Genomic DNA, 24,142 nt, shown 5'->3' on the forward strand with positions numbered 1-24,142 from the left:
AGAAACTGATTCATCATACAAAATAAATGTGATCTAAGCCACACTTAGTTGTGGTGACTTTGGTACGTTATAAATACTCCAAAAATGAAGCGGTAATGATACCCACTGCCAGCAATGTCAATATGACGACAGAGATTTTGTGTATCACACTGGTTTTGACTATCTCCTCGGTAGCCGATCTAAATTCGCTATCTTCGTTGTCTATCTCTGAAGGAGGGGCCTCTTCGCCTTTAGTTTCGTCTGGTTCATGGACCAGTCGGCAGGTTTTTTCAGGCAGTGGCACCCTAAAGCCATAATGGGGAACCACTTCGATAGGGATAGCCATTTTTCCCTGAAGGTTTAGCTTTGCTGCTAAAGGCTTGAGTATGTTGTTAAGGTCGTAGTGTTGATCGGTGCCGTCTTCATAAGGGTCAAGGTGGCTGAACGTTTTGTTGTGCAACTGCTCATGGCTGATCACTTCCCCGGCACAATAGCACAATGCCTCGAGTAACCGAGACTCATGCAACGTGAGTGGTGTTTCTGTTTTGTCTCGCCACACCAGCAGGTGTACATCTGGCTCGAAGTCGACGTCTGGGAACCGGAAACAGCGTGTTAAAGATTGTGTTGTCATATCAATCACTACAATTCACCTTTCGAATCCATGAATGACAATTTAATATCCGTCACTATTTAGTGTTGGTGCTCATGCCCAGTTGCGCAATCTTACATAAAAGAATCATGAATGTTAAAAAGCCCCTTGGCTGTATCAGCTCAAGGGGCTTTAAATTTGTCTTTCCATATCAGCAGACTAGCGGAATAACAAGACTCCGCTTCATTGTCTGACTTATACGAGTGTTTGTACGTAATCGTAGACAGCTTTTAGGATTTTCATCTTCTTCTCGTTTGACTGGTGCTCCATGGCAACCGCTTCGAGGTTTTCCATATAGCTTGGCAGGTTTTCTTCGAAGAAGTCCTGGCAGTGGTGTTTCCACTGTTGTTGCTCTTGGAAATCAAGCGACATTGGGAAGTTACGGGCACGGTAGCGAAACAGCAATGGCTTGATACGTTTATCGCTAACATTTAACTCCAACTTGCCAAGCTCGGCTTCTGGCGTCTTCTGTATGATATCGATAGTAGAGCGATCGGCATTTGAGAAGAAGCCGTCATAAAGCATGGCATCGACATTATCTTTCTTTTCAAACTCGCGCTCGACGCTATAAATCGCCAGCAGCTTTTCACGTATTTCCGGATGTGCTTTTAACGTCGCGAGGTTTTTCAGGCAAGCTTCACGGTCGATACCAATACGGGCCGCATCTTCGGCGCGCAGGGTTTTCGCCGGAGCAAGTACCGGGCACTTATTAAGATGAATAAGCTTAAGTGGTACAGGCTTTTCGTCAGGACCAAGTTCAGCACGTTTGGTATACAGACGCTCACGCAACTCATCGGCAGAGAGCTCGATAAGCGGAGTAGGGTCCATTGCTAGATTCACCGTAATAACGGCGTTCTTGTTATCAGGGTGCCAGGCCATTGGCACAATCCAGCTGGTATTGCCACACTCGACACCGAACATGCCTGACACATGCATCAGCGGTGTCATCTCTACGATATCAACCAGCTCCTGAAGCTTACGTTTGTTACGTAGCTTGAAGAAGTAATCAAACAGTTTAGGCTGGTTTTGCTTGATGATTTTTGCCAATTCGATGGTGGCGTAGACATCGGCCATCGCATCGTGCGCATTGGCGTGTTCGATACCATTTTCTACCGAAAGCTTTTCAAGCTTAAAGCTTGGCTGGCCGTCTTCGTTGGTTGGCCAGTTCAAACCATCTGGACGCAGTGCATAACAGGTACGCATAATATCGAGCAGGTCCCAGCGCGAGTTACCATTCTGCCAGCTCCAGGCGTACGGGTCGTAAAAGTTACGGTAGAGGGTATAGCGAGTGACTTCGTCATCGAAGCGTACATTGTTATAGCCAATCACACAGGTATTCGGCTTTGACAGCTCTTTATGGATTTGGGCAATAAACTCAGGCTCAGACAAGCCTTTCTCATGCGCTTCCTGTGGTGTGATCCCTGTGATCAGGCAGGCCTCAGGCGAAGGCAGGTAGTCGACAGGTGGCTTACAGTAGATCACCAGCGGCTCACCGATAATGTTCATGTCCATGTCGGTACGTACACCGGCAAACTGGCATGGGCGATCTAGTGCCGGATTGGCACCGAAGGTTTCATAATCCAGCCAAAACAGGGTTGGCTGATTTGTATCATTCATAGTAGTTTCCAGAAGCCATCGCATTGGTATTAAGTGTTTGTTCTTACGACAGCTTTAAATTGGTTGGTATTTAAGCTCTGATGCAACTTATATTTTTAACCATCAGCACCTAAAACTCAGATTAGCTAAGTATCCCGCAACAAGCCTTAAAGAGGCAAGGCGGAAACATAAAATCATGATGGAATTGAGGGAATCTGGCCGAAATCCTGAAATTGCTAATGGTGTTTCAGGTAGTGGTGAACAAGATTTCGTCACTTTAGATGACTGCATAAACTACTGGTTGAAACACTATGTCCCCAACTTAAAGAAGGGGACGCAAGAGCTTTACCGATCCTTTTCCAGAAATTATTACCTTGGTGCCTTCCCAGATAGAAACGTCGAAACCATACCTGCAAGGGAGTGGATGCAGTGGCTAGATGACATAGGTTCTGAAAAGCCCAAAACGGCCAACTCCGTTTTTACCACGCTTCGTGCCTGCCTTAACTTCTGCAAAAGTAAATTCATCATTGATAGAACCGACCTCGACAGAATTAAAAAGCAAAACGTTGGGATGAGGCCAGAGAACGGAAGCCGCGTACCCACCTGGTCCGAACTAGGGCAAATTTGGTTAGCCATCGAGCGTAGCCGCGCCAGCACTGCAAACAAAACCCTCCATCAACTCACCATGCTATGGGGAAATCGCCTCTCAGAGCTGCGACTAGCAAGGCGATCCCACTTCGACATGAAAGCCGGCATTTGGACAGTCCCCAAAGAGTTGAGCAAAACCAATAAGCCTATCCGCCGACCAATCCCCACCAAAGCTCGGGCCATACTAGAACGTGTCATGGAAACTTACGATGATGTGTTATTCCCAGGGCAAGACCTCAACACCCCAATTACCATTTCAGCCGCCAACCGCTATATACGGCGTATACGCGCAAGCTTGCCATTAGAAGAGTGGCGTACTCATGATTTCAGGCGTTCGCTATCTACAGGTGCGTCAGAGCTTGGAGTAATGCCACATGTGGTAGAGAAGATGCTAGGCCATGAGCTGGGTGGGGTACTGGCCGTGTACAACAAGCATGATTGGTTAGATGAGCAGTTGGAGGGGTATGAGAAGTATGCGGAGAGGTTGGTAAACTTTCTGGACTAAAAGGTACATAAAGTTTCGATTTGAGCTATATTTTATTTGTTTTGAATTGAAAGGTTCTTGATGAAAATAACTTTGATCAAGGTGTCAGAAAGATAGTCAATTTTGATTACTCATTTTCTTATTGTCTTACGGGCATATAAGGCATGAACGTTAAAGTAATTCTGAAAGCAACATTGAGATAAGGAACAAGAAAGAGATTCAGGAAATTTTTAGTTGTTAATTAACTATTTTATTGGTTGATAAAAAATATGTATATATAAAAACTCTATATGGAGTATTGATAATGGCTCTTTTTTCCTCCTCTATATCTCAATTGAAAGCGCATTACGATGTCATAATTATTGGTTCTGGATATGGCGGTTCTGTCAATGCTTCACGTCTTGCAAGGGCGAGTAAATCAGATGGCTCAAAAGTACGAGTATGTGTTCTGGAGAGAGGTAGAGAAATTCCAAGCGGTGAATTTCCAAACTCAGTTAGCTCTGCACTTTCAACTTTACAAATGGATTCACCAGTTGGTCATGTGGGTCAGCGGGATGCTCTATATCATATACGCTATCAGGATGATATTTCGGTGTTTAGTGGGTGTGCTCTGGGGGGCACATCTCAGGTGAATGCAAGTGTTTCTCTGAGGGCAGATGAGCGATTATTCACAAAAAAAATGGGTTGGCCGCTGGCTTTGGTTGATGATTTACACGGTGGATTAGCGAAAGGTTTCGAACGTGCTCTGGAAATGTTGAAACCGAGCACTTATCCAAAAAATCTACCAAATCTATATAAGCACAATAGTTTGCAAAACTCAGCATCGAAGTTAGGCGAGGCAGGTAAGTGGAAATTTACTCCCATCAATGTAAGCTTTGATGATGGAGTTAATCACGTGGGTGTTAAACAAACGGCATGCAACGGTTGTGGTGACTGTGTTTCAGGATGCAATTTTGGCTCGAAAAATACTTTGACAAAAAACTATATTCCTGATGCACGAAGCCATGGCGCCGAAATTTATTGTAGCTTAGACGTACGTTATGTTTTACCCAAATCAAACTGTTGGGCTGTGTATTATCAGCCAATAGGCTGCCATCGAGATAAATTCAACGCACCACTTCAGTTTATTACTGCCGACGTAGTAATTGTTTCGGCCGGCACCTTAGGAACAAATGAATTATTGTTACGCTCGCGTATTAAAGGGCTGACTATTTCATCTAAGTTGGGCAAGGGCTTCACTGGTAACGGTGATGTGTTAGCCTTTGGTTACAACATGGATAAAATCATCAATGGTATCGGAGCCGGTAAACGTGATATGTCTGTTAATGATAAACCTTGTGGTCCCTGCATCACCAGTGCTATAGACTTGCGTGATACAGGCGATGTACAACAAGGTATGATAATTGAAGAAGGTAGTCTTCCCGGTGCTTTAGCACCCACTTTACCTGCCGCTTTTAGTGTAGCAGCAGCATTATCTGGTGTTGATACCGACCGTGGTTTTTGGGATCGGATAAAGGAGAAAGCGCGTGAATTGGAAAGTAAATTCATCACAAGTGCTTATGGTGGAGCAATCGCTAATACCCAAACCTACTTGGTAATGTCTCACGATAATTCAAATGGGTGTATTGAGCTAGATCCAAGTGAAGAAACCATCATCTTTAAATGTAGTAACCTAGCCAAGAAACCTCTCTTAAAGGCTATTGAGCAGAACCTGAAAACCGCTACTAGTGCCGATGGAGGTACGTACGTACCCAATCCATTGTTTACGGAATTGTTCGATTTTAATTTAATTACAGTTCATCCGTTAGGTGGTTGCGCATCTGCTGATAATGCACTAGAAGGGGTAGTTGACCACATGGGGAGAGTTTTCAACTCTAATACAGGTCAAGAAGTACATAACGGATTATATGTTAGCGACGGATCAATAATGCCAAGATCGTTGGGTGTGAACCCGTTGTTAACCATCACTGCTTTGGCTGAGCGTAATGTAGCCCTGCTTGCCGAAGAGCGTAATTGGATTATCGACTATGGTATGGATGAAGGGCCTGCTAAATTTGACGGTGAGCGTGATGAACTTGATAAGTGCGCCCTCCAGTTTACTGAGAAAATGTCTGGCCATGTTTCCGACTATAAGCTGAATGACTATAAGGAAGCTGAGAGGCATGGTGAAGAAAAGAATCTAAGTGCTAGCTTTGTTCTGACGATTCATAGTACTGACTTAGACTTAATGTTGAAAGAACATAGCCATACTGCTGGTCTTTTTGGAACAGTCAGCATACCTGTACTTTCAAGTGAGCCCATGAGCACTAGTGATGGTCACTTTAACCTTTTCCGTCCGACTAGCAATCACTCTAAACAGATGCGATACAGCATGCGTTTGCACAGTGTTGAAGGGACAAATTATTATATGGAAGGCTTTAAAGATATTCGTGATGATCCTGGTTTCGACATATGGGATGATACGACAACCTTGTATATAACTGTCTGGAAAGGTGGCGATAAATCTGGAAATGTGGTCGTCAAAGGTATCCTCCATATCACGAAGGGGAATTTGAAGCGACAAATTACTACTATCGAGGCGAAACGACCCGGTAAGGGGGTGTCAGTCACAGATATTTGCAAATTTGGAAAATTCTTCTTATGTGAGCTTTGGGACATTTATGGTGTGAATGGCAATCGACGACCAAGGAACTAATTGTGATTTTAGAAGAGCGTGTCATTCCTTATACATCTAAAGATAATATGGTGTTGAATTTGATCAACGTACGCGGTGCTAAGGAGGCTCATCAAGGCCCTGTGATTCTAGTACATGGCGCTGGTGTTAGGGCTAATATCTTTCGTCCCCCAGTGAGACGAAATCTTGTCCATGCTCTCGTAGATCATGGTTATGACGTATGGTTGAGCAACTGGCGTGGAAGTATTGATCTTCCTCCGAATGAATGGACTCTTGACCAAGCTGCTTGCTTCGACCATCCAGAAGCGGTAAAGAAAATACAAGCAGAAACAGGTGCAAGTAAGGTAAAAGCGATAATTCACTGCCAAGGCTCAACTAGTTTTACTATGTCGGTTCTAGCTGGGCTGCTACCACAAGTAGAAACCATTATCAGTAATGCTGTTTCTCTTTTTACAATCGTTCCACAATGGTCTCGAGTAAAATTAAAATATGCTGTTCCGTTGGTTGCCGAACTGACACCTTTTATAAGCCCTGCTTGGGGTGACAACCCGCCAACAGTTTTTGCTAAACTCATCCGTGCAATGGTAAAGATGGGTCATCATGAATGTGACAATGATGTGTGTAAGATGGTGAGTTTTACCTATGGTGCTGGCTGTCCTGCATTGTGGCGCCATAAAAATATCAATGAACAAACACATGAATGGGTGCGAAAGGAGTTTGCGGATGTGCCACTTAGCTTTTTCAAGCAAATGGCACGTTGTGTACACAGAGGTAATTTAATCAGTTATGATCCTATTGTTTCAGGCTTACCATTGGATTTTTCTGTCCACAAACCGCAAACTGATGCCCGATTCATTTTTTACACAGGAAAGCTTAACAGATGTTTTCTCCCTGAAAGTCAGATCCGCGCATTCAAATTTTTTGATAAATTGCGACCAAACTATCACGCGCTAGAGGTATTGGAACATTATAGTCATTTGGATATTTTCATTGGAGAGCGTGCTGATAAAGATATATTCCCCAAGATGCTCGCTTATCTTGATGGTAAAATTTAAGCATTTTTAAAATGTGCATTATATAAATATTTTGCCTAGATCCATTTAAACTATTCCCCATGTGATTGCACCAATAATGAGGAGCTTTTAATAATCATTTACCCGTGCAGCGATAAAATTAAATATCATTGTTACTTGAGGAAAAGACGATGCCAGTAATTGAAAAATTATCTGTCGGACCAATTGTTGGACACGTAGATGTTGATACAGCACGTGTTTGGGGGCGCGCTATATATCAAAAACTTAGTAATGGCACGCTAAGAAGGACTTTTGGAATCGCAAGGATAAAAGAAGTTGGTGGTAGATACCAGGCTCCTGTTTTTTTTAAGATGAACCCAAATTTTGATATGAGTGGTATAGCCATCTTTCAAGAGTTAGAACCAGACACAACTTATGTCTATCAAGTTGGTTGGTTTTTTTCTGATAAAGAGTTAGATGAATTCCGTTTCTCGGAAAGATGGGATTGGAAAGAGGCGGATCAGGGAGAGTTTAAAACAGCTAGTAATGATAATTACTCAGAAAAGCAGTTTATATTTGGTTCGTGTAGATATCTTTTACGTTTATTAGGTGGAAGTTGGTTTGACAATAGGGGAGATAAAACGTTTCGTTCTATTTTGAGACAGATTCAACAAGGCTCTCCAATAGATAAGTTTCTTATGGTAGGAGACCAAATATATGCTGATGATCTTAATTGCTTCAAACCAGATGAGCATGTAGATCAATACTTTTCTCGGTATCGTGATGTGTTTAGCCAACAATATATCAAAGAGTTAATGAGTAAAGTATCTACATATATGACCTTGGACGATCATGAAATTGAGGATAATTGGCCAAATAAAGCTGATTCAGAAGATATGATGTGGAAATACCCTGCTGCGATCCATTCATATCAAACATATCAAATCAGTCATAGTCCAATATTATCAATTAATGAAGATGGAAAGTTAACTGGTACTCCTAAAAAATATTATTACATATTTAAAGACGGTTGTTGTGATTTTTTTGTAACAGATACACGTACTGAAAGGGATCATGCGGTAGAAGAAATTATTAGTGATACTCAATTGGCTGACCTGTTAAACTGGTTAGGTGATGGTTCTGAAAGGGTAAAGTTTGTTGTAACTTCAGTTCCATTTTTTCCAGATACAAGAAAAGAAAATAAAGATAAGTGGAGCGGTTATAAGCATCAAAGAGATAAAATAATTAGCTACATCCGTGACAATAATGTACAAAAAGTTGTTTTTCTTTCAGGTGATGTACACTGTTCTATGTCTGCAGAGCTCGATATAGGAAATTCTAATAGTGGCTCATTGAAAATTTACTCAATTATCTCATCCTCGTTCTATTGGCCTTACCCTCATATGAAAAGACGGCAGTTTCAACTATCAGGTTCAGTTTCTTCTGCTGAAAATAACAGTGCTTATAGTCTTGGGCATGTAACAGATGTTTTTTCTGGTGATAACTTTACTAGAGTTAGTGTATCTACGGATAGCATACAGGTTAAAGTATATGAACGTAAAGGCGAAGAAGTGAGCTCAGTTGTGTATAGATTTTAGGTTTTTATAAAAAGCTTATAACTTATAATAAGATGCTAAAAGTTGAGAAACCTTGCTAGAGTGATGTTTAACCTAAGCGGCCACCCGGCCGCTTTCCTTCCATTACCGCCCACAGCCCCCAATATTCACCTTCCATTCTTCAACCGCTGACCTTAACCAACGCAATGGCATCAGTGTAACCGGATCTGGGAACCCACGGTTTTGACGCCACTTGTAGATGGTGGCTTTGCTGCTGATGTGGAACATGGCCAACACTTCCTTGTGGCTGATCAGTTGTGGTGATGACTGCTCATCTAAGGTTGGTACAGGTTGTGATTGTTCGAGTGATTGCTCATCGTTTTTATCAGATTTTAGCGGTGACGGTGTCACTTTAATGTTTGATTTAACACGATAAGAGACATCAACAGTGGGGTAGTTAGTGTAATTGTGCATTATTTTGCTCCTTATCCACCTCGAACCAGGCTATTCCGCCGTCGGTTTCAATTTCACCAGTGGCACCGCAGTCTAAACATTGAGCTTTGTCACCATCATAAAGCCATTCATCATTGCCTTGTTCGGTGGTAACTTCGATTTTGTTGCTATCGCACTTGGCGCAGTTAAACCATGAAAGTCTCATCGTTATACTCATCACTTATTCCTCTTGCTGGCGGCCAGTAGGTAACCGATGTAAAACACAACACATCCGGTGGAGTAGATGAGTGGGGCTAAATATTCCATCATGAAACCTCCGTTGTTTTTGGTAGTGGCAGCGGAACGAAAATCCTGACTCTGTTGGTGGTGTGCCAGCAACGGGCATCACCTTTGAAGAGCCCACCTTGTTTTAAGTTGGCGCAGCCTTCGGGTAATGACTCACCGCAATATTTGCAGGTGCCGAGCTTTTCTTTGATCACCGGAATCTCGGCGTGAACGCGGTGGATCAATAACTGCAATGCTTCAGCTTGTTTGCATGGCGTACCTGGTTGCGAGAAGAAACGGCAAATCTCGTTGAGCTGTCCCACTTCCTTTTCTTCCAAGGGCAGGGGAAAGTTAGTCACACCATTACTCTTTTGATTGTCACGAAAACGTTGGGCTCTGCGTCGGCCCTGTTCGCGAAGGCGCTCTTCTTTATTCATGCTGCCGCCTTTTTCTTTTTATTACTGCGAGTGGCGGCTTTCTTCGTTGGCTTAATAAGATGACGCGCCTTTTATACAGGCTTCAAGCGTTACTCAACGGTCTGAACAAGTTGGTGGCATGGTTAGTAGGCCAGAGAACGGAGGTGGTGTTAGCAGTGTAGGCTAGGGTGGAGCGGGAGAAGGAATAAGTGAGGGAGGTGGCTTAGGGGAAGTAAAAGCCGACGAGAGTCGGCTTTTGTTGTTTGTACACGAAAAACTAGCTAGTAGTTTTCTTTGAGGAATCATCTGGCTTTTGAGTAATATAACCCTCAAGTTCAGAAATATAGCTTTCTAGTTTTGAATCATGCTGTATTTCTTCTAAACCAGTTTCAAATTTTTCGATTACAGTTGGTGGAACAAACATGAATGTATTTTTAGTGATTGATATTGCTTCTACTAGTTTATTTCCACTAATACAAGGTTTCGCGCTAAAAGCTTTAGCCGATTCGGCGGTAGTCGTTTCAATTAAAAGAGCACTTACAATTGGCATTCCTAGTAAATGTTCACAAACAAAGATAATTGTACCAACGTTTTGATTTTCATCTGAGCTTTTAGAGCTAAGTGATAGTCCAGCATTACCAATTGAATTAATCATACCAGCAGCAAATGGTAAATCATCACCTGTCGCCAAACCAAGCACAGATTCGATTAATTCTTTACTGAAATTAACCCCTGAAGAGCTGAGCTTAATCGATAAGTCTTCTGTCGTAACATTAACGAATAGCTTAGAACTATCGATAACTTTTTTTATTGAAGATGTATCGTATAAACTTTTACCTGTATTGGATAAAGCTGCAGTTAATGCCATAAAGAAAACAGATACTTGCTCAAAGGTAGCTTGAGTATCTTGTGAGATCTCATCAGAACCATCAACAGTTGTTGAAATTAGTATATTTCCTGTTTGATTGAAAATATATTTTGTATCAGCTTTAGTGACAGTACCGCTAGAAGTTGGTGGGTTTGTAATATTCACAGCTGGTACTTTGGTTACTTCTCCTATTTTTTCAGTGCTTTCATTGTTTGTTAGTGCTGCAGGATCTTTATTGAGATCTTGAACTTCACTGCCTGGGGTATCACCAAGTATTGACTCATCTTGAAGCTTTTTCTTTAAGTTTTCAAACGTGCCTTTGACTGTATCTACCATGTTACTTTCCCTAGTTTATGTGATTGCATGCATATAAATTGTGTGAATATTAAGGTTGGTCTTTAGATTTGAAACTGTCAAATTATAACGTCGAAAAAAGACCTAGCAGCGGGGAGGGTAACCAGCAAACACCGTGTTGCCCAGTATGTGCCCATGCTGCAAAGAAGGCCGGATAGAGTGGACGACAGAAACCGCTTTGCTGTGTTCGGCCAAACCTTGCCTATCACCTATACACGCTTCAAGCGATACTCGACAGTGCTGAACAAGTTGGTTGTAGTGGAATATTTCAGTTGGACAGGAAAGGTAAAGAGGTGGGTTCTTCTGTAGCTCTGAACTACACATACGCGGCGACAGCGTGAGGAATAGAAATTTTTCGAGCTCTTTGGTCACCACCAACACTCACAATGCTTAAGTTCATTATTTATTTTTAGGAATTTGAGTTATACGTAACAGCCTTAAAAATAATTAGGCATTATTGATTTAATATTTCGATATAAATTTGTGATTTACATCTCAAATTTATACCACAATAATACTATGGTTATTGTAATTGGTGTTATTGGCTGGAGGCAATAATGAGTGATAATAAGATTAGTCGTCAGGATTTTGAGCAAATTTACTACGATATGCGTGAGGCTGTTGAAACCACTGAACCTGAAGAAGGACCGGATGGTACGCAAATGTACACCATTGTAGATTCAGGTGAGCCTTCTAGTTTAAGTGAACAAGAAACCGATACAGATACCGATACTGGCTCAGACTCAGGCTCCTCAAGTAGTGATGATAGCGGCTGGGATAGTTGGTAGGAATTGTTAGAGTTTGGTTGGTTAATGATGAAAAATAGAAACTATTACTTATGGTTGTTTATTACTTTTTTATTGTTAAGTTTTGATGTTTTAGCTGACTACAAAAAAGTAGATAAAGGAGCTGCTACGTGGGATAAGAATGACGGATACTATATTGTATTTGTTGCTCGAGATTATGTGCCAGGACATGCTTTTGTTATATGGAGTGTGCGAGACAGAATTAACAAAGAGTGGAAAGAAAGTTTAGCGTTTGGCCTGTACCCGAAAAGTGGTGGTAAAGACACTGTATTTGGCACAGTTCCCGGAAAGTTAAAAAGAGAAGGGATAAAGAGTATTAGCTCTATCAATAACGGGCTAGCAGTTGCTGTATCTAAGAAGATGTATGATTATTCGTTAATGAATACAAAAGCAATTCGAACAGGCGATTATCCTTATAATTTATCTGCGCAAAATTGTGTACATTTCACTGATATGGTTGCTCGTTCAATTAGCTTGAAGACGCCTAATGTAGTAGGGATAGAGAATCACCCTCAAAAATATATAGCTAAATTACTAGAGTTAAATGATTAATTTCTTTTCACATATACCATGTGATTGGTTTTAATAAAAATGTATTTAATCTCTCAGCAATAGAAAAATTCAAGAGCGAAACTTTAGGTGTGAAAGGTTTGATTCCTTTTTTATTTTTTGATGTGTCCTGGTTTTTTACATGGCTATATATATTTATTAAATCAATGCCTTGAGTTGTTATTTTCATAATCCAGCCAAAACAGGGTTGGCTGATTTGTATCATTCATAGTAGTTTCCAGAAGCCATCGCATTGGTATTAAGTGTTTGTTCTTACGACAGCTTTAAATTGGTTGGTATTTAAGCTCTGATGCAACTTATATTTTTAACCATCAGCACCTAAAACTTAGATTAGCTAAGTATCCCGCAACAAGCCTGAAAGAGGCAAGGCGGAAACATAAAATCATGATGGAATTGAGAGAATCTGGCCGAAATCCAGAAATTGCCAACGGGGTTGGCGGTAGTGGTGAACAAGATTTCGTCAGTTTAGATGACTGCATAAACTACTGGTTGAAACACTATGTCCCCACCTTAAAGAAGGGGACTCAAGAACTTTACCGATCCTTTTCCAGAAACTACTACTTTGGCGCCTTCCCAGACAGAAACGTCGAAACCATACCTGCAAGGGAGTGGATGCAATGGCTGGATGATATCGGCGCTGAAAAGCCCAAAACAGCTAACTCGCTTTTTACCACACTGCGCGCCTGCCTTAACTTCTGCAAAAGTAAATTCATCATTGATAGAACCGACCTCGACCGAATCAAAAAGCAAAATCGATCCTTGGTTTATTAAGACTTATGACGGCGCTCAATTATTGATGCCAGCCTCTATTGCGTTAGTGGCGGCGATGGCTTCTGTGGATGGTTGGGTAAGCCCGCAAAACCGTTCGGTGCTTTGTGATGAAACTGCCCGTAACGTGTCTTACAAGATCAATGATAAAACTACTCAGGCTAACTTCCTCAATAAGCACGGTGTTGTGACCATTGCCCGTACCCGTATGGGCGGTTATTCCATTATTGGAAACCGAACCAATACCGGGCGTTTTATCTCTCATGTTGGCCTTGAAGATTTGATGGCGCGAAAGCTGGAAGAAACCAGTCAGCCGTTAATGGGTAAACAGCTCACTGAAGAGTTTATGCAGCAGGTGATTGATCGCTTGACCAACTGGGGACAAGACCTGGTTGCTCAGGGCGTGATTCCTGTATTCAAAGCCTTCTTGCACCCAGGTAAGAACAATCTTGAGAGCTACATCTCTGGCCGCTGGTTCTTGTGCGTTAACTATGGCCGTTACTCACCGAATGAACACATGGTGTATGAGATGAGTGTAGATAATGGCTTGATTACAGCTTGGCTTGAGGTGGTGGTAAATGGCTGATCGTATTCGCATGCGGATTAAGGCGCAGGTAGAATCTGTGCCTTTGATGAATGAGATTGTTGATTTCACACCGCCAGAAATCAAAGCCAAGCTAGCTAACAACGAAGGCTCATTTGTTGTCTCGGAAGACACTGTTGGGCTTGAGAAGCTAAGTTGGTCGCTCAAGGTTCGCGGTGAGCATGGAACGCTCTCTAAAGCGCTGGGTAAGTTCACCATGGGTAATGCTCAGGTGAATGTGACCGAGAAAGGCAAAAGTACGGAAGGTGTGGCGTATGTTGAGGAGTATTCAATGTACGGGCCAATCACTGGGATCAAGAAAGATCCTGTGAAAATGGGTGAGAAGCCGACGGTCACTATTGAAGGTACCTGCAAGGCTTATACCCAACGTGATACCGGCACTGTTGTTCATGACATCAATGTAAACACCGGGAAAACCATTGTCGGTGGTGTCGATTTGATGGGTGAGGCGGGTATTGGGTCGTAATGGAGGGGCTGTATGCCCCTTATTCGACTTTAATTGTGCAATGTGACGCTTATTTTTACTTACCAGCTAATTTTTAGATATTATGTCTAACATGGCAACAGGGTGTAGTTAGAGGACATTAATGGAATATATTTTATCTGGAATATTGGTTGTTTTATTTGTCTTACTTATTCTTGGGTTGTGGCAACTTAAGAGTGATAAATATATCAAATCTTTAGATTCTGGTGATTGCACAACAATCGTTTATAAAGGAAACAGTCAGTATGTACATAGTGCATACGCCATACTCAGTATGTGTATTTTGCTGGCAATATTGCTTTTAATAATGCCATTAACCTCTTTTGGATTTATTGATAATTCAGTTTTTATAACCTTAGTTCTGGCAACCTTTCTTACTTGTTTTTTAATTGTTCATTTCGTATTAAAAGTAAAATGTGATAGCTGTAATAGAAGCCTCTACTTTTCAGAAGAAAAGCGCGATTCGAACTTTAAAAACATCATGATTTCTATTTTTAGAGCGAAGGAGTTTAATTGCTACAACTGTGGTCAGCATTACTCTCAGGAGGTTGATGCTAAATGAAAGCATTAGATTGTTAGGTGAAAAAGTTAAAATCCTAACGAGTTTTTCTAATCATAAGTAATGCCTTTATCACTAAGCCCCAATAGGGGCTTTTTTTATGGAGGTTGCCGTTTCAATACAGATCAACTTCCTGAAGCGCTGATGGCCATTCAAAAGGTGGATCCAGATAAGCGGTTGCTGCTTACTTTAATCATTGCCCACGGTACCCGGATAGGAGAAACCAGAAAAGCCAAGTGGGAATACATCGATTTGACTCAGAAGCGCTGGACCATTCCTGCAGAAGACACCAAGAACGGTAAGCCTGTTGTCTATCCTCTAACAGATGGCATGGTTGAGCTCTTACGTTCATACCAAGAGTGGCAAGCTGTGCAAGGATATCAAACTGGTATGTTGTTCCCTCTGTCCAAACGAAGCCGAAAGCCGATCCACAGTACTACGGCGAGCACATGGGTGAGGGATATCTCAAAAAGGAAGTGGTCGGCCCATGACCTAAGGAAGCGGGCAAGGACAATCTGGCTTGAATTGGGCATCGACTATATTGTTTGTGAAGCATTACTGAATCACGCTCGCGACAAGCTTGACCAGGCATATATTCACACTCATATGGAGTTGCAGAAGAAAGATGCCCTCAAAACGTACCATCAATGGCTAAATTCTTGCTGGCACAACTGGTTATTACCTATTTCAATTCCAGAACCAACCCTCCACTAAGCCTTATCACGACTGGATCCTTAAGCGATCCGATCCTAAACCTCAGAGGATGATAAAAAATATGGATAATTTGGCTCAAAGCGGCTTAATCGACCCGAATTTGGTTCGTGCAGCTCGGGCTGTACCGCATCAAGTTGGCTTAGTTAAATTGAGTAAGACGCAGTTGAGAGTGCTTCAGTCTATTAGGTGTGGGGAAGAGGTTACTGCGGGTGATATTGCAGAGCGATGTGAATTGTCCTCTGCTTGGGCGAGTTCGTTATTAAGACGGCTCACAGAAAAGGGATATTTGAGTAGGATTACCGGAAAACAAGATACTGGGGGGATTGAGTTTCAGTATTTAAAGCGATAATAATGGTGTTTTATTAATACAATTAGTTAGTTATGAACATAGTATCCAAAAGCACAAAGCAAAAGATAGTTGTCACACTCATCATAGTAGCTTTCTTGATGCCTGTAATCCTTTATGCATGCAACTTTGGAGTTGGAATCTGGAGGACACAAGAAGAATGGGCGAAGATGGGTAGTGCTTTAGGAGGTATCTATGCACCAATATTAAGTTTGCTAACTTTGATTGTCATAGTTAGACAATTAAACCTTCAGTGGCAAATGAACAAGTTTCAACATGACCAATGGTATATTGATAAATGTATGTCTCAAGGGCATAAAGCATTAGTTAACTTGAAATGCATACTGTCAGCTGAGATCAAGGGTCAGGACGGGGTCACTTGCCAAGAGCTATTTGAAAAGATACATGAGCGTGGAAAGAAACATGAAATAGATGTTTTTTTGCAGTGTAATTTACAACTTCAGTCAGCAACTACCTTTTTCTTCTCAAACCTTGAAGGCCTTCGAAGCTCAAATGAACCAATCTATAAAACATCATATATGGATTTGGTAACTGAGGGTTCAAGTGTATTAGGGTATGTACAAATGCAGATGCTTGAAGAACAGATAATGTTTAAAGTGAATGGTCGCCCGCTTAGTCACTACCCAAAGGCTAGCAAGTAGGTTCTTCTGAGAGCCTAAATCCTGCTTACGATGCTACATCGCGGGAAATAAAATTTTTTCGATCCTGTTAGTCACCACCACTGGGGTTACGGCAAAAGTAGCTGAGTATTATTTAGGTTATAAGCGTTATGCGTAACAATGATTTGCCATACCTTCTGATAGCCGGTATGTAACCTAGAGTAATCAGGATTAACAGATTTTGGGATATTCCGGAGTAATATAGGCTGTCTAATAATTGAGTGAATGCAACCTTTAAAAGGAAGGAAAGAGTTTCGTTCTATGAAAAATCTGGGCCTGAGATATCAAACTTCTCTCCATAAATAGACTCATAGTTGAGGTCTATTGTTAACAAAGTTAAGTCGTTCATTATTCTTTCCATGACTTGATTATCTGAAATTACTGCATCAATCCTCATAATCTCATAAGATTCGCCAGCAGGCATAGCTTGCCTTATCCCTGGGATATACATTCTTCCTCCAAGATGTTGTACTTCAAGTTCCTCAAATAGATTATAAGCGATTTCCTGAGAGTTACTACCGAGTAAGACTTCATTAAAATATAATGAACAATTATTGATAATAGCTGGGCCAGTACCTGTATTCTTTATCTTTAGTACCAAGTCATTATCTAAAATGCAGTCAAAATGGAGCATTGGTTTGACCGATAATTGATTATGTTTTTTTGAGATAGATGCTTGCCATATATTTATAGCACACGCAGATACAGATACGATTGCAGCTCCAGTCGCAATATAATCGGAAATATCCATACTCCTCCAAACATAAGATAATTTGTAATGTGCTAGTTTTTTTTGAAATAATCCATACAACTAGATCTATAATAGACCATTCTCGCTCACCGCTTAAATACGACTATCGCAGGTACAGTCTAAATAGGGGGGAAGTTTATAGCTATCTGTAGTGGGATCTATCACAGCTGCAAATAGTCTGATTGGGAGGGCATCTAATGTGCAATCACGGCTTCGATGTAAATCGCACCAAGTGTTTTACTGGCTACTTCGGGCTAGGGGTATATCTGTGTGACGATATGGATCGCTATTTGTGTCACGGTGACACTGTGATTCAGTATACATTAGACTTATCATCGCTAGCCTATCTCGCATCTAAGTCTGGGTTACAAAGGTATAACTACTGGCTACCATGGCTGCGAAACCGTTGTGTTTGACCCGTCAGCCATCCTTGATATGAAAATTGTATCCACGTCAAATTAGCTATTTTATAAGTCGCCAGTTCCTACCGCCGCAACTTGGACAATCATATCTCTCTGCCACCCACTTAGTAATTTCATCAGAGAAGGCCAGCAAAGCTACTCCCCCTGTCATGATGGCTACGCATATAGCAAAAGCAAATCCAGTTCCGGCAAAGAAATACGCAACCCACGCCCAATAGCCACCAGCTACGCCTGCTCCGCCAAGGAGCTTTAAAAAAAAAGTTTTGTTGGCTTCTTCTGAAAACCCGCACGATTGACACTCAATGTTTGCCATACTCAAGTCCTTGTGATGTTCCTAGTAAAATGGGAGTATCATGATTCCAAAAATTTAACCTTCAGAGGCGACCAAGCAAATTTTCATAGTCCCTATTTATCTCCTCGAGGTTTATCTTTGAATCGAACAGGTCACTAAGTGAGTAGCCGTCTCTTTGTAACCAATATCTACCTTTTAAATTAAGTCTCCGTGCCAAACCCGGATCAGCATGACGTATATCCACCGCAGCTCTAGACCAGAGCTCAGATAGCTCTTCTTCCTTTTGTGGATTTTTCTTTTGAGAGCTGAGATAGATATTTGTCTCTTGCAAGGCTCTCCTGATCGCCTCTAGGGCAGCCGTATTTCTTATACTTTTACGTTGTTTGAGTTCAGTAATCACCTTCCCCAAATCTACCGTTATTTTGAACATCCCCGCCCCTTCAACTGTCAGTATTGGCAAACCATCGAGTCTAAAAGATAGTACAAAATAGTATATATATTTAAAAATTTGATAAAAAACTACGGCACTTTTCTGGAATATCAAGAAGAGAGTGGGCGTTTGGACTACTTTACTTCAAGCTTGATTTTGTTCGTATGAAACTTCACTAAAGAGGGTGTCCAAGCTGCGTCTTTGAATAACTTATGATGTCATATAGACCTTTATAAACAGATGCTTAATGAAAAAATCTCATAATCCAGCCAAAACAGGGTTGGCTGATTTGTATCATTCATAGTGTTTTCCAGAAGCCATCGCATTGGTATTAAGTGTTTGTTCTTACGACAGCTTTAAATTGGTTGGTATTTAAGCTCTGATGTAACTTATATTTTTAACTCATCAGCACCTAAAACTCAGATTAGCTAAGTATCCCGCAACAAGCCCAAAAGAGGCAGGCGGAAACATAAAATCATGATGGAATTGAGATAATCTGGCCGAAATCCAGAAATTGCCAACGGGGTTGGCGGTAGTGGTGAACAAGATTTCGTCAGTTTAGATGACTGCATCAACTACTGGTTGAAACACTACAGTAATAGTACCGGGTTTTTATGACCGGGGGAGTTTGTTTGTATCCGTTATAAGCTTTGTTCTACAACGCCGTGATCCGAGTAACGAGCGTAAAAAAGAAGGTCAGATAGGCGCTAAAAATCACTACCACAGGTAAGTACTTTTTCATTTTAATCTCCAGTTATCGATGAGCTTAACGTTGTCCCATACTTTATCGTTTTTTGACCAAATAACGATGGGTTTGAGTAATTCATATTTGCCTATATATGTGGGTGCTTGCGCTTCAATTTTGAATTTCTCTAATTCATAGAGTGGGATAGCGCTGTGCTGAATAATGGCTTCAATAAACCTTACGGTATAAGTAAAACGGGTTATTGGAGTCGTGATGAAAAAGAAGTTGTTGAACGCTTTTATTCCAGCATTAATTGTGAGCATCGCTAGTTCAGCCGTATTGGCTAACATTACTATGGATGAGCGAACCATCCCTACACCGGTGGGCATTTCATCTGAGATGGCAAATGTCATTGAAAAGAGAGTGCATCCCCCGGTCATGCCTGTCCCTGAATCAACAGAAGCTTGGTTAGCGTTTCAAAGCCAATTTAACATGGCAGGCATTGAGCTTGCACAAAAGGGTATGGACCGTCTGGGTGTTACCTATGAAGCGAAATCCTATGCTGGTGTAGATACGTTCTTCGTCACGCCCAAAGAATTATCCCCTGAGTATCAGGGTAAGTGGTTGATCCACCTACATGGCGGCGCATTTGTGTTTGGTGGCGGTGAATCGGCGCTCCGCGAAGCGGCATGGATAGCTGGTGGGCTAGGAGCTCAGGTCATTTCTATTGATTACCGTAAGCCACCGCTTCATCCTTTCCCCGCCGCATTAGAAGATACCGTTGCTGTTTGGAAAGAGCTGATGAAAACTCAAAAGCCAGAGGCCACGGCTATATTCGGAACATCTGCAGGTGGGAATCTGACGTTGGCAACGGTGTTAAAGCTTCAGCAAATGGGCTTGCCGACACCAGGTGCCATCTATGCTGGTACGCCTGTAACTGATTTAAAACTAACCTCAGATTCGTGGTATACGATGAAAGGATTAGATCCATTAGGGCAGCGCGAAGGCCTTATCCAAGCCACAATTGATTTATATGCAGATGGCGAAGGCTTGGCGAACCCTTTGTTATCACCCATATACGCTGAAATTGAGGATTTTCCGCCAACATTGTTCCTAACCGGAACGCGTGACTTATTGCTAAGCGATACTGTTCGTATGCATCGCCTATTGAGAAGTGCTGATGTTGAAACCCTGCTTCATGTATACGATGGCCAGTCACACGCTGATTATATGGCAGGGCTGTTGGCTGACGTGCCTGAATCGGATGATGCCATTAGAGAGATTGGATTGTTTTTTAATAAGCACCTCAAGTAGTCAATTATTCCTTTGTCTTTAAAAGCAGCGCTTATTAAGCGCTGTTTTTTGCAGAATATTATTTAGCAAACCTGTAATGAGCATTGCCATGAACTCTCGATTAATCACTCAGCGCTTGCTGCTCATAAGCATGATGTTCTTTAGCGTTTCACCTTTTGCCCACACTCCATTTTCCCTTGCAGATACCTCGAGCCCGAAAACGACATTAGTGGATTTTCTGTATTTCTCAGAAATTGTGATAAAGCATTGGCAAGAAGAAAAGTTAGACACGAAAGAAGCTAAGCATGCTTACAATCAGGCCGTCAGAGCAATGGATCTCTCACTTGTTCACAATCGTAGCCGAACCGTGGTATTGATGGAGCGTATTATTTTACTCCGAGAGATCTTAGACCGTTTTGATACCGAGGTTTTACAAGCCGCGCCTGACTATGATCAAGCGAAAGAGATGAGCTATTGGCGCTTTGCTAACTCGGACTTATCCATTGTACGACTAGAATCTGGTAGTAGGCAGGGACAATTTGTATTTTCGGCAAATACGATTCAGCAGATTCATTCCTGGTACCGTAATATGGAATCGCTCCCTTATGCGTCGGAATCGCGAATTGACTACTATCAAGACTTCTTGATTGGCCCTGGTCCTTTGTTTTCTAAAGGGTTTATTTACTCACTTCCTGTTGATCTTCTTCAGCTTTATGGCTCACTTCCGCTGTGGCAATGGCTTGCACTATTAAGTATTTTTGTTGTTTGTAAATTGCTCATTAAATTGAGCTTTAAGCTAGGGGAGTTGTGGAACAGTCATTGGGAAACAAAAGGGCAAAGGTGGCAGGTTGGCCGATTGCTGTCATTGTTAAGTGCAGTGTTGATTCTATTAGCGACTCGAAGGGTAATAGATAACGGTATCTGGATAACGGGAAGCGTCTATCAATTGCTCTCAACGGCTTTTTTACTGTGGCAGTTTTTCTTTGCTTCGTGGTTAATCCTGGCGTTATTCAATTACCTTGCAACGATTTATGCCTATCACAAGCATAATGGTAAAGAAGTCGATTCATCTTTGATCACGGTATTAGCCCGTATTTTCGGTGGCCTGACGATTGCAATACTAGCGATTTACATTGTTGAATTTATGGGATTTTCTATCTCTCCGATTGTTGCTGGCCTTGGTGTCGGTGGCTTGGCTGTCGCTTTAGCGATACGCCCTGTGCTGGAAAATGTCATAAATGGTTTAACCTTATATGCCGATGGCGGGATCAAGATTGGTGAGTTATGCCGTTATGGCGATAAGTTAGGAACAATTGAGAGTATCGGTTTGCGTTCGACGAGGATCAGAACGCTAGAGCGCTCCTTGATAACTATTCCAAATTCAGAATTTGCCAATATGGAAATAGATAATTTAGAGAGGCGTGACAAGCGCAGGATGGAGCATACTTTTAGAGTACGTTCAGAGTTGACCAGAGATCAGTTGAGACTGCTATTGGTTAATATCCGCCGAGTATTACTTCGACACCCTCAACTGGAGGAAGAACCTCTTCGCGCTCGTTTCATGGGAGTCGGCGAGTATGGCATTTTGGTTAATGTTCTTGCTTATATCAGGTGTCGTGATCACGATGAGTTCATGGCGGTGCAAGAAGATGTGTTACTGATGGTCATGCGGCAGATAGAAATAGTTGGTGCGCAACTTGCGTTTTCCAATCAGTATCAGTTTGCGGGTAAGCTTTCAGCTGTGGATGAAGCGCTTAAAGAGAAAGCGTCAAATACCGTTAAGCAGTGGCACGATACAAACAACTATCCATTCCCTGATTTTAGTTTCGAGTACAAGTACGAAATTAAAGACACGATTATATACCCTGTAACGACATCTGCGATTCGAAAAAACGCAACGGCTTAACGTTTATGGGCACCATCATCGTCAAGGTTGTACGACATCATCGAAAAAAGTCTGCATTATTTGGTGCAGTAATTGATTGAGCGGAAAACCGCGTTTGGACTGTAGGTAGCCGCCATTAACCTGAATTTGACGCATTTCCTTAGGGCTTGGCGGTAATGGGTAAGTACCTAGCATGGGGTCAAGCTCATTAACGAAACTACTACCATATAATATGGCATCTGAATGCTTTAAATAGCTCAGTAATAGCCGCACGCTGTGTGTTTCCAGGCTAATTTTTGCTTTGTATCCTTTTGATTGGTAGATGTCTTCAATGGGCGATCGCTTCGTGTTTAAGCCATCAATAATACCTTTAGCTATGGGGAGCTGGTGAATGCGCTCCCATTCGCTGCCATCTTTTAATACTGGGTGGTTTTTGCGAGCAACTAAACAAAGTTTTATATCTTGAATCTTATGCTGGTAAATATCTTGTGGAAGCGGAAAGGAAGCAAAGTGGAGCATGTAGTCGATATGGCCATTTAACAACTCGGTCAATGAGTTCTCTTGCCAGAAAATCAGTTTAAATTTGGCTTTGGGTAGGGCCTCTCTCAGCGCGGCAAAGATACCATCACCGTATACTTCAAGAAGAAAGAAATTCATAGCAATAGTCACTTCACTTTCAAGTTCTTGAGGTTCAAAGTTGCGGTAGGAGTCAACCACCTTAATCAGAGGGTTAAACATTTCATCCGCCGCTTCAGCGAGCTTTTCAGCTAACTCTGACGGTTGAACGCCGTGGGCTTTACGGACAAAAAGCTGGTCTCCAAAGGTCTCTCTTAGTTTCGCTAATCCTCGACTAACGCTGGTTTGTGAGATCCCCAGTTTATCTGCCGCTGCATGTGTATTGCGTGTTTCAACCACCACTTTTAGCAGCTTTAGAAGATTTAGGTCTAAATCTCGGATTTCTTTCATCGTATGCCCTTAGCGGTTTTCGCTTCGCTCTAAACTGTTTTCTACACTCATTTAAGAATAGATTTAAGACACTTTATTTCAATGAGTTACTAAAGAAATTGTTAACTGACAGGTGATTTGTCTAGTATGGTCGGTGATTTTGGATGAAGGATAGGATCATCGCTGAGTCCCTTCAGCGATCTTGTATTATTTGTATTTAGCGTATCACTTCAGCATATCAGATCGTCGATAGCTCTTTGGTAGTCGATATCTTCTTACAGAAGTTGATAGATGTCTTGAACAATTTCCTCTATGCCTAAAGTGAAGAATTGAACGCCCATACAAATCAGTAGAAAGCCCATGATCCGGGTAAATGCATTGATGCCATTTTGGCCGAGCGCTTTGAGTAAGGGGTATGCCATACTGAGGGTAAATGCTGCAATCAGAGCAACGATAGCAAACCCGGTGAATACGCCGCCGTATACACTCGGCATGTGTAGTTCCTCACCATGAATGGCTAATTCTGCAGCAAGGCTAATGATCAGTGCCATTGTACCTGGGCCGCATAGTGAAGGAATGGTGAGCGGCACAAGAGCAATAGAGTCTTGCCCCGGAGGACCATTGCCTGTTTCTGGGCTTGGGAACAGCATATTAAAACCAATGGCAACAATGATGATACCGCCCCCTAAGCGCAGACTGGGTATCGAGATACTAAATAGCTCTAGTACCGATGCACCAATAAGAAACGTTATACACAAAGCACAGAATAAGTAGAATCCGACCGTTTTAGCTTGTGACACGATGAAATTTTTATCTTGGCCTTTACTCAATCCAAGTAACACCGTTGCTGCGGCTGGTGGATTCATCATCGGTAATAAACCGATAACGGTTAACATCAAATAGGTAAATAAAGTTTCAATATGCATAAGTGAGTTCTTAATAGGTTGGTGAATG

The 24,142-nt window shown here is 41.9% G+C and carries 27 protein-coding genes; 15 read left to right on the top strand and 12 right to left on the bottom strand.

The genetic code is table 11. The features are described from left to right. Positions 1 to 67: 67 nt before the first annotated feature. Complete coding sequence (locus C9I99_RS05745; protein ID WP_107348509.1) at positions 68 to 610, bottom strand: winged helix-turn-helix domain-containing protein; 543 nt, start codon at positions 608 to 610, stop codon at positions 68 to 70. A 213-nt stretch (positions 611 to 823) separates the two neighbouring features. After that, positions 824 to 2,245 carry an exodeoxyribonuclease I gene (sbcB, locus tag C9I99_RS05750; protein WP_107347918.1) on the bottom strand — a complete coding sequence of 474 codons (1,422 nt, stop codon included), beginning with the start codon at positions 2,243 to 2,245 and terminating at the stop codon, positions 824 to 826. 175 nt (positions 2,246 to 2,420) lie between these two features. Here sbcB and C9I99_RS05755 point away from each other — a divergent pair, with 175 nt between their 5' ends. The 4 genes from C9I99_RS05755 (at position 2,421) to C9I99_RS05770 (ending at position 8,641) form a co-directional block, all read left to right on the top strand. After that, a complete protein-coding gene (locus C9I99_RS05755) occupies positions 2,421 to 3,377 on the top strand; it encodes a tyrosine-type recombinase/integrase (protein ID WP_243734688.1) in 957 nt (318 codons plus the stop codon). Between the two features lie 283 nt (positions 3,378 to 3,660). Further along, positions 3,661 to 6,051 (top strand): GMC family oxidoreductase N-terminal domain-containing protein, encoded by a 2,391-nt coding sequence (locus C9I99_RS05760; protein ID WP_107347920.1) that lies wholly within the window; start codon positions 3,661 to 3,663, stop codon positions 6,049 to 6,051. 2 nt (positions 6,052 to 6,053) lie between these two features. Next, complete coding sequence (locus tag C9I99_RS05765; protein WP_208113456.1) at positions 6,054 to 7,085, top strand: esterase/lipase family protein; 1,032 nt, start codon at positions 6,054 to 6,056, stop codon at positions 7,083 to 7,085. 149 nt (positions 7,086 to 7,234) lie between these two features. Then, a complete protein-coding gene (locus C9I99_RS05770; protein WP_107347921.1) occupies positions 7,235 to 8,641 on the top strand; it encodes an alkaline phosphatase D family protein in 1,407 nt (468 codons plus the stop codon). 102 nt (positions 8,642 to 8,743) lie between these two features. On the opposite strand, the gene C9I99_RS05775 is transcribed toward C9I99_RS05770, so the two are convergent. The 5 genes from C9I99_RS05775 to C9I99_RS27155 all read right to left on the bottom strand — a co-directional run bounded on the left by C9I99_RS05775 (position 8,744) and on the right by C9I99_RS27155 (position 11,326). Then, a complete protein-coding gene (locus tag C9I99_RS05775) occupies positions 8,744 to 9,073 on the bottom strand; it encodes a helix-turn-helix transcriptional regulator (RefSeq protein WP_107347922.1) in 330 nt (109 codons plus the stop codon). After that, complete coding sequence (locus C9I99_RS05780; protein WP_107347923.1) at positions 9,057 to 9,269, bottom strand: hypothetical protein; 213 nt, start codon at positions 9,267 to 9,269, stop codon at positions 9,057 to 9,059. The genes C9I99_RS05775 and C9I99_RS05780 overlap by 17 nt, the downstream gene beginning before the upstream one ends. A gap of 88 nt (positions 9,270 to 9,357) precedes the next feature. Next, positions 9,358 to 9,753, bottom strand: a complete 396-nt coding sequence (locus tag C9I99_RS05785; RefSeq protein ID WP_107347924.1) for a hypothetical protein — start codon at positions 9,751 to 9,753, stop codon at positions 9,358 to 9,360. A 256-nt stretch (positions 9,754 to 10,009) separates the two neighbouring features. Then, positions 10,010 to 10,936 (bottom strand): hypothetical protein, encoded by a 927-nt coding sequence (locus C9I99_RS05790; RefSeq protein WP_107347925.1) that lies wholly within the window; start codon positions 10,934 to 10,936, stop codon positions 10,010 to 10,012. A 102-nt stretch (positions 10,937 to 11,038) separates the two neighbouring features. Continuing rightward, positions 11,039 to 11,326 carry a hypothetical protein gene (locus C9I99_RS27155; protein WP_166645510.1) on the bottom strand — a complete coding sequence of 96 codons (288 nt, stop codon included), beginning with the start codon at positions 11,324 to 11,326 and terminating at the stop codon, positions 11,039 to 11,041. A 185-nt stretch (positions 11,327 to 11,511) separates the two neighbouring features. On the opposite strand from C9I99_RS27155, the gene C9I99_RS05795 reads away from it, so the two are divergent. The 9 genes from C9I99_RS05795 to C9I99_RS05840 all read left to right on the top strand — a co-directional run bounded on the left by C9I99_RS05795 (position 11,512) and on the right by C9I99_RS05840 (position 16,467). Then, entirely contained in the window at positions 11,512 to 11,742 is a 231-nt protein-coding gene (locus C9I99_RS05795) for a hypothetical protein (protein WP_107347926.1), read from the top strand. 24 nt (positions 11,743 to 11,766) lie between these two features. Further along, on the top strand, positions 11,767 to 12,312 hold the full coding sequence (locus tag C9I99_RS05800; RefSeq protein ID WP_107347927.1) for a hypothetical protein: 546 nt from the start codon (positions 11,767 to 11,769) through the stop codon (positions 12,310 to 12,312). Positions 12,313 to 12,714: 402 nt separating this feature from the next. Next, complete coding sequence (locus C9I99_RS05810; RefSeq protein ID WP_243734687.1) at positions 12,715 to 13,101, top strand: hypothetical protein; 387 nt, start codon at positions 12,715 to 12,717, stop codon at positions 13,099 to 13,101. Positions 13,102 to 13,126: 25 nt separating this feature from the next. Next, entirely contained in the window at positions 13,127 to 13,684 is a 558-nt protein-coding gene (locus C9I99_RS05815; RefSeq protein WP_243734686.1) for a phage tail sheath protein, read from the top strand. After that, positions 13,677 to 14,168, top strand: a complete 492-nt coding sequence (locus C9I99_RS05820) for a phage major tail tube protein (protein ID WP_107347929.1) — start codon at positions 13,677 to 13,679, stop codon at positions 14,166 to 14,168. Before C9I99_RS05815 ends, C9I99_RS05820 begins: the two co-directional genes overlap by 8 nt. A 121-nt stretch (positions 14,169 to 14,289) precedes the next feature. Then, the gene (locus C9I99_RS05825) at positions 14,290 to 14,748 is read left to right on the top strand and encodes a hypothetical protein (protein WP_107347930.1); all 459 of its coding nucleotides are present in this window, start codon (positions 14,290 to 14,292) and stop codon (positions 14,746 to 14,748) included. Between the two features lie 60 nt (positions 14,749 to 14,808). Continuing rightward, positions 14,809 to 15,459 carry a site-specific integrase gene (locus C9I99_RS05830; RefSeq protein WP_107347931.1) on the top strand — a complete coding sequence of 217 codons (651 nt, stop codon included), beginning with the start codon at positions 14,809 to 14,811 and terminating at the stop codon, positions 15,457 to 15,459. A 61-nt stretch (positions 15,460 to 15,520) separates the two neighbouring features. Next, a complete protein-coding gene (locus tag C9I99_RS05835; RefSeq protein WP_107348511.1) occupies positions 15,521 to 15,808 on the top strand; it encodes a MarR family transcriptional regulator in 288 nt (95 codons plus the stop codon). Positions 15,809 to 15,840: 32 nt separating this feature from the next. Continuing rightward, complete coding sequence (locus C9I99_RS05840; RefSeq protein WP_107347932.1) at positions 15,841 to 16,467, top strand: hypothetical protein; 627 nt, start codon at positions 15,841 to 15,843, stop codon at positions 16,465 to 16,467. Between the two features lie 277 nt (positions 16,468 to 16,744). On the opposite strand, the gene C9I99_RS05845 is transcribed toward C9I99_RS05840, so the two are convergent. The 3 genes from C9I99_RS05845 to C9I99_RS05855 form a co-directional block, all read right to left on the bottom strand. Beyond that, positions 16,745 to 17,236 (bottom strand): hypothetical protein, encoded by a 492-nt coding sequence (locus C9I99_RS05845; RefSeq protein ID WP_107347933.1) that lies wholly within the window; start codon positions 17,234 to 17,236, stop codon positions 16,745 to 16,747. Between the two features lie 462 nt (positions 17,237 to 17,698). Continuing rightward, complete coding sequence (locus tag C9I99_RS05850) at positions 17,699 to 17,971, bottom strand: hypothetical protein (RefSeq protein ID WP_107347934.1); 273 nt, start codon at positions 17,969 to 17,971, stop codon at positions 17,699 to 17,701. Between the two features lie 61 nt (positions 17,972 to 18,032). Beyond that, positions 18,033 to 18,380 carry a hypothetical protein gene (locus C9I99_RS05855; RefSeq protein WP_107347935.1) on the bottom strand — a complete coding sequence of 116 codons (348 nt, stop codon included), beginning with the start codon at positions 18,378 to 18,380 and terminating at the stop codon, positions 18,033 to 18,035. Between the two features lie 958 nt (positions 18,381 to 19,338). On the opposite strand from C9I99_RS05855, the gene C9I99_RS05860 reads away from it, so the two are divergent. Next, positions 19,339 to 20,379 (top strand): alpha/beta hydrolase, encoded by a 1,041-nt coding sequence (locus tag C9I99_RS05860; RefSeq protein ID WP_107347936.1) that lies wholly within the window; start codon positions 19,339 to 19,341, stop codon positions 20,377 to 20,379. Between the two features lie 88 nt (positions 20,380 to 20,467). After that, positions 20,468 to 22,264: a mechanosensitive ion channel family protein gene (locus tag C9I99_RS05865; protein ID WP_107347937.1), complete on the top strand. Its 1,797-nt coding sequence runs from the start codon at positions 20,468 to 20,470 to the stop codon at positions 22,262 to 22,264. 21 nt (positions 22,265 to 22,285) lie between these two features. Here C9I99_RS05865 and C9I99_RS05870 read toward each other — a convergent pair whose 3' ends face one another. Together C9I99_RS05870 and C9I99_RS05875 are read right to left on the bottom strand one after the other, a co-directional pair. Continuing rightward, a complete protein-coding gene (locus C9I99_RS05870) occupies positions 22,286 to 23,209 on the bottom strand; it encodes a LysR family transcriptional regulator (RefSeq protein ID WP_107347938.1) in 924 nt (307 codons plus the stop codon). A 254-nt stretch (positions 23,210 to 23,463) separates the two neighbouring features. After that, the gene (locus tag C9I99_RS05875) at positions 23,464 to 24,114 is read right to left on the bottom strand and encodes a MarC family NAAT transporter (RefSeq protein ID WP_107347939.1); all 651 of its coding nucleotides are present in this window, start codon (positions 24,112 to 24,114) and stop codon (positions 23,464 to 23,466) included. Positions 24,115 to 24,142 lie beyond the last annotated feature (28 nt).

Origin of the sequence: Photobacterium lutimaris (assembly GCF_003025555.1) — a bacterium.
Classification (GTDB): domain Bacteria; phylum Pseudomonadota; class Gammaproteobacteria; order Enterobacterales; family Vibrionaceae; genus Photobacterium; species Photobacterium lutimaris.

What these genes read in the sequence shown, in the direction of transcription:
- C9I99_RS05745 (WP_107348509.1), bottom strand. Translation starts at nt 610, where the DNA reads ATGACAACACAATCTTTAACACGCTGTTTCCGGTTCCCAGACGTCGAC.
- sbcB (WP_107347918.1), bottom strand. Translation starts at nt 2,245, where the DNA reads ATGAATGATACAAATCAGCCAACCCTGTTTTGGCTGGATTATGAAACC.
- C9I99_RS05755 (WP_243734688.1), top strand. Translation starts at nt 2,421, where the DNA reads ATGATGGAATTGAGGGAATCTGGCCGAAATCCTGAAATTGCTAATGGT.
- C9I99_RS05760 (WP_107347920.1), top strand. Translation starts at nt 3,661, where the DNA reads ATGGCTCTTTTTTCCTCCTCTATATCTCAATTGAAAGCGCATTACGAT.
- C9I99_RS05770 (WP_107347921.1), top strand. Translation starts at nt 7,235, where the DNA reads ATGCCAGTAATTGAAAAATTATCTGTCGGACCAATTGTTGGACACGTA.
- C9I99_RS05775 (WP_107347922.1), bottom strand. Translation starts at nt 9,073, where the DNA reads ATGCACAATTACACTAACTACCCCACTGTTGATGTCTCTTATCGTGTT.
- C9I99_RS05780 (WP_107347923.1), bottom strand. Translation starts at nt 9,269, where the DNA reads ATGAGTATAACGATGAGACTTTCATGGTTTAACTGCGCCAAGTGCGAT.
- C9I99_RS05785 (WP_107347924.1), bottom strand. Translation starts at nt 9,753, where the DNA reads ATGAATAAAGAAGAGCGCCTTCGCGAACAGGGCCGACGCAGAGCCCAA.
- C9I99_RS05790 (WP_107347925.1), bottom strand. Translation starts at nt 10,936, where the DNA reads ATGGTAGATACAGTCAAAGGCACGTTTGAAAACTTAAAGAAAAAGCTT.
- C9I99_RS05795 (WP_107347926.1), top strand. Translation starts at nt 11,512, where the DNA reads ATGAGTGATAATAAGATTAGTCGTCAGGATTTTGAGCAAATTTACTAC.
- C9I99_RS05800 (WP_107347927.1), top strand. Translation starts at nt 11,767, where the DNA reads ATGATGAAAAATAGAAACTATTACTTATGGTTGTTTATTACTTTTTTA.
- C9I99_RS05810 (WP_243734687.1), top strand. Translation starts at nt 12,715, where the DNA reads ATGATGGAATTGAGAGAATCTGGCCGAAATCCAGAAATTGCCAACGGG.
- C9I99_RS05815 (WP_243734686.1), top strand. Translation starts at nt 13,127, where the DNA reads ATGCCAGCCTCTATTGCGTTAGTGGCGGCGATGGCTTCTGTGGATGGT.
- C9I99_RS05820 (WP_107347929.1), top strand. Translation starts at nt 13,677, where the DNA reads ATGGCTGATCGTATTCGCATGCGGATTAAGGCGCAGGTAGAATCTGTG.
- C9I99_RS05825 (WP_107347930.1), top strand. Translation starts at nt 14,290, where the DNA reads ATGGAATATATTTTATCTGGAATATTGGTTGTTTTATTTGTCTTACTT.
- C9I99_RS05830 (WP_107347931.1), top strand. Translation starts at nt 14,809, where the DNA reads ATGCCTTTATCACTAAGCCCCAATAGGGGCTTTTTTTATGGAGGTTGC.
- C9I99_RS05835 (WP_107348511.1), top strand. Translation starts at nt 15,521, where the DNA reads ATGGATAATTTGGCTCAAAGCGGCTTAATCGACCCGAATTTGGTTCGT.
- C9I99_RS05840 (WP_107347932.1), top strand. Translation starts at nt 15,841, where the DNA reads ATGAACATAGTATCCAAAAGCACAAAGCAAAAGATAGTTGTCACACTC.
- C9I99_RS05845 (WP_107347933.1), bottom strand. Translation starts at nt 17,236, where the DNA reads ATGGATATTTCCGATTATATTGCGACTGGAGCTGCAATCGTATCTGTA.
- C9I99_RS05850 (WP_107347934.1), bottom strand. Translation starts at nt 17,971, where the DNA reads ATGGCAAACATTGAGTGTCAATCGTGCGGGTTTTCAGAAGAAGCCAAC.
- C9I99_RS05855 (WP_107347935.1), bottom strand. Translation starts at nt 18,380, where the DNA reads ATGTTCAAAATAACGGTAGATTTGGGGAAGGTGATTACTGAACTCAAA.
- C9I99_RS05860 (WP_107347936.1), top strand. Translation starts at nt 19,339, where the DNA reads ATGAAAAAGAAGTTGTTGAACGCTTTTATTCCAGCATTAATTGTGAGC.
- C9I99_RS05865 (WP_107347937.1), top strand. Translation starts at nt 20,468, where the DNA reads ATGAACTCTCGATTAATCACTCAGCGCTTGCTGCTCATAAGCATGATG.
- C9I99_RS05870 (WP_107347938.1), bottom strand. Translation starts at nt 23,209, where the DNA reads ATGAAAGAAATCCGAGATTTAGACCTAAATCTTCTAAAGCTGCTAAAA.
- C9I99_RS05875 (WP_107347939.1), bottom strand. Translation starts at nt 24,114, where the DNA reads ATGCATATTGAAACTTTATTTACCTATTTGATGTTAACCGTTATCGGT.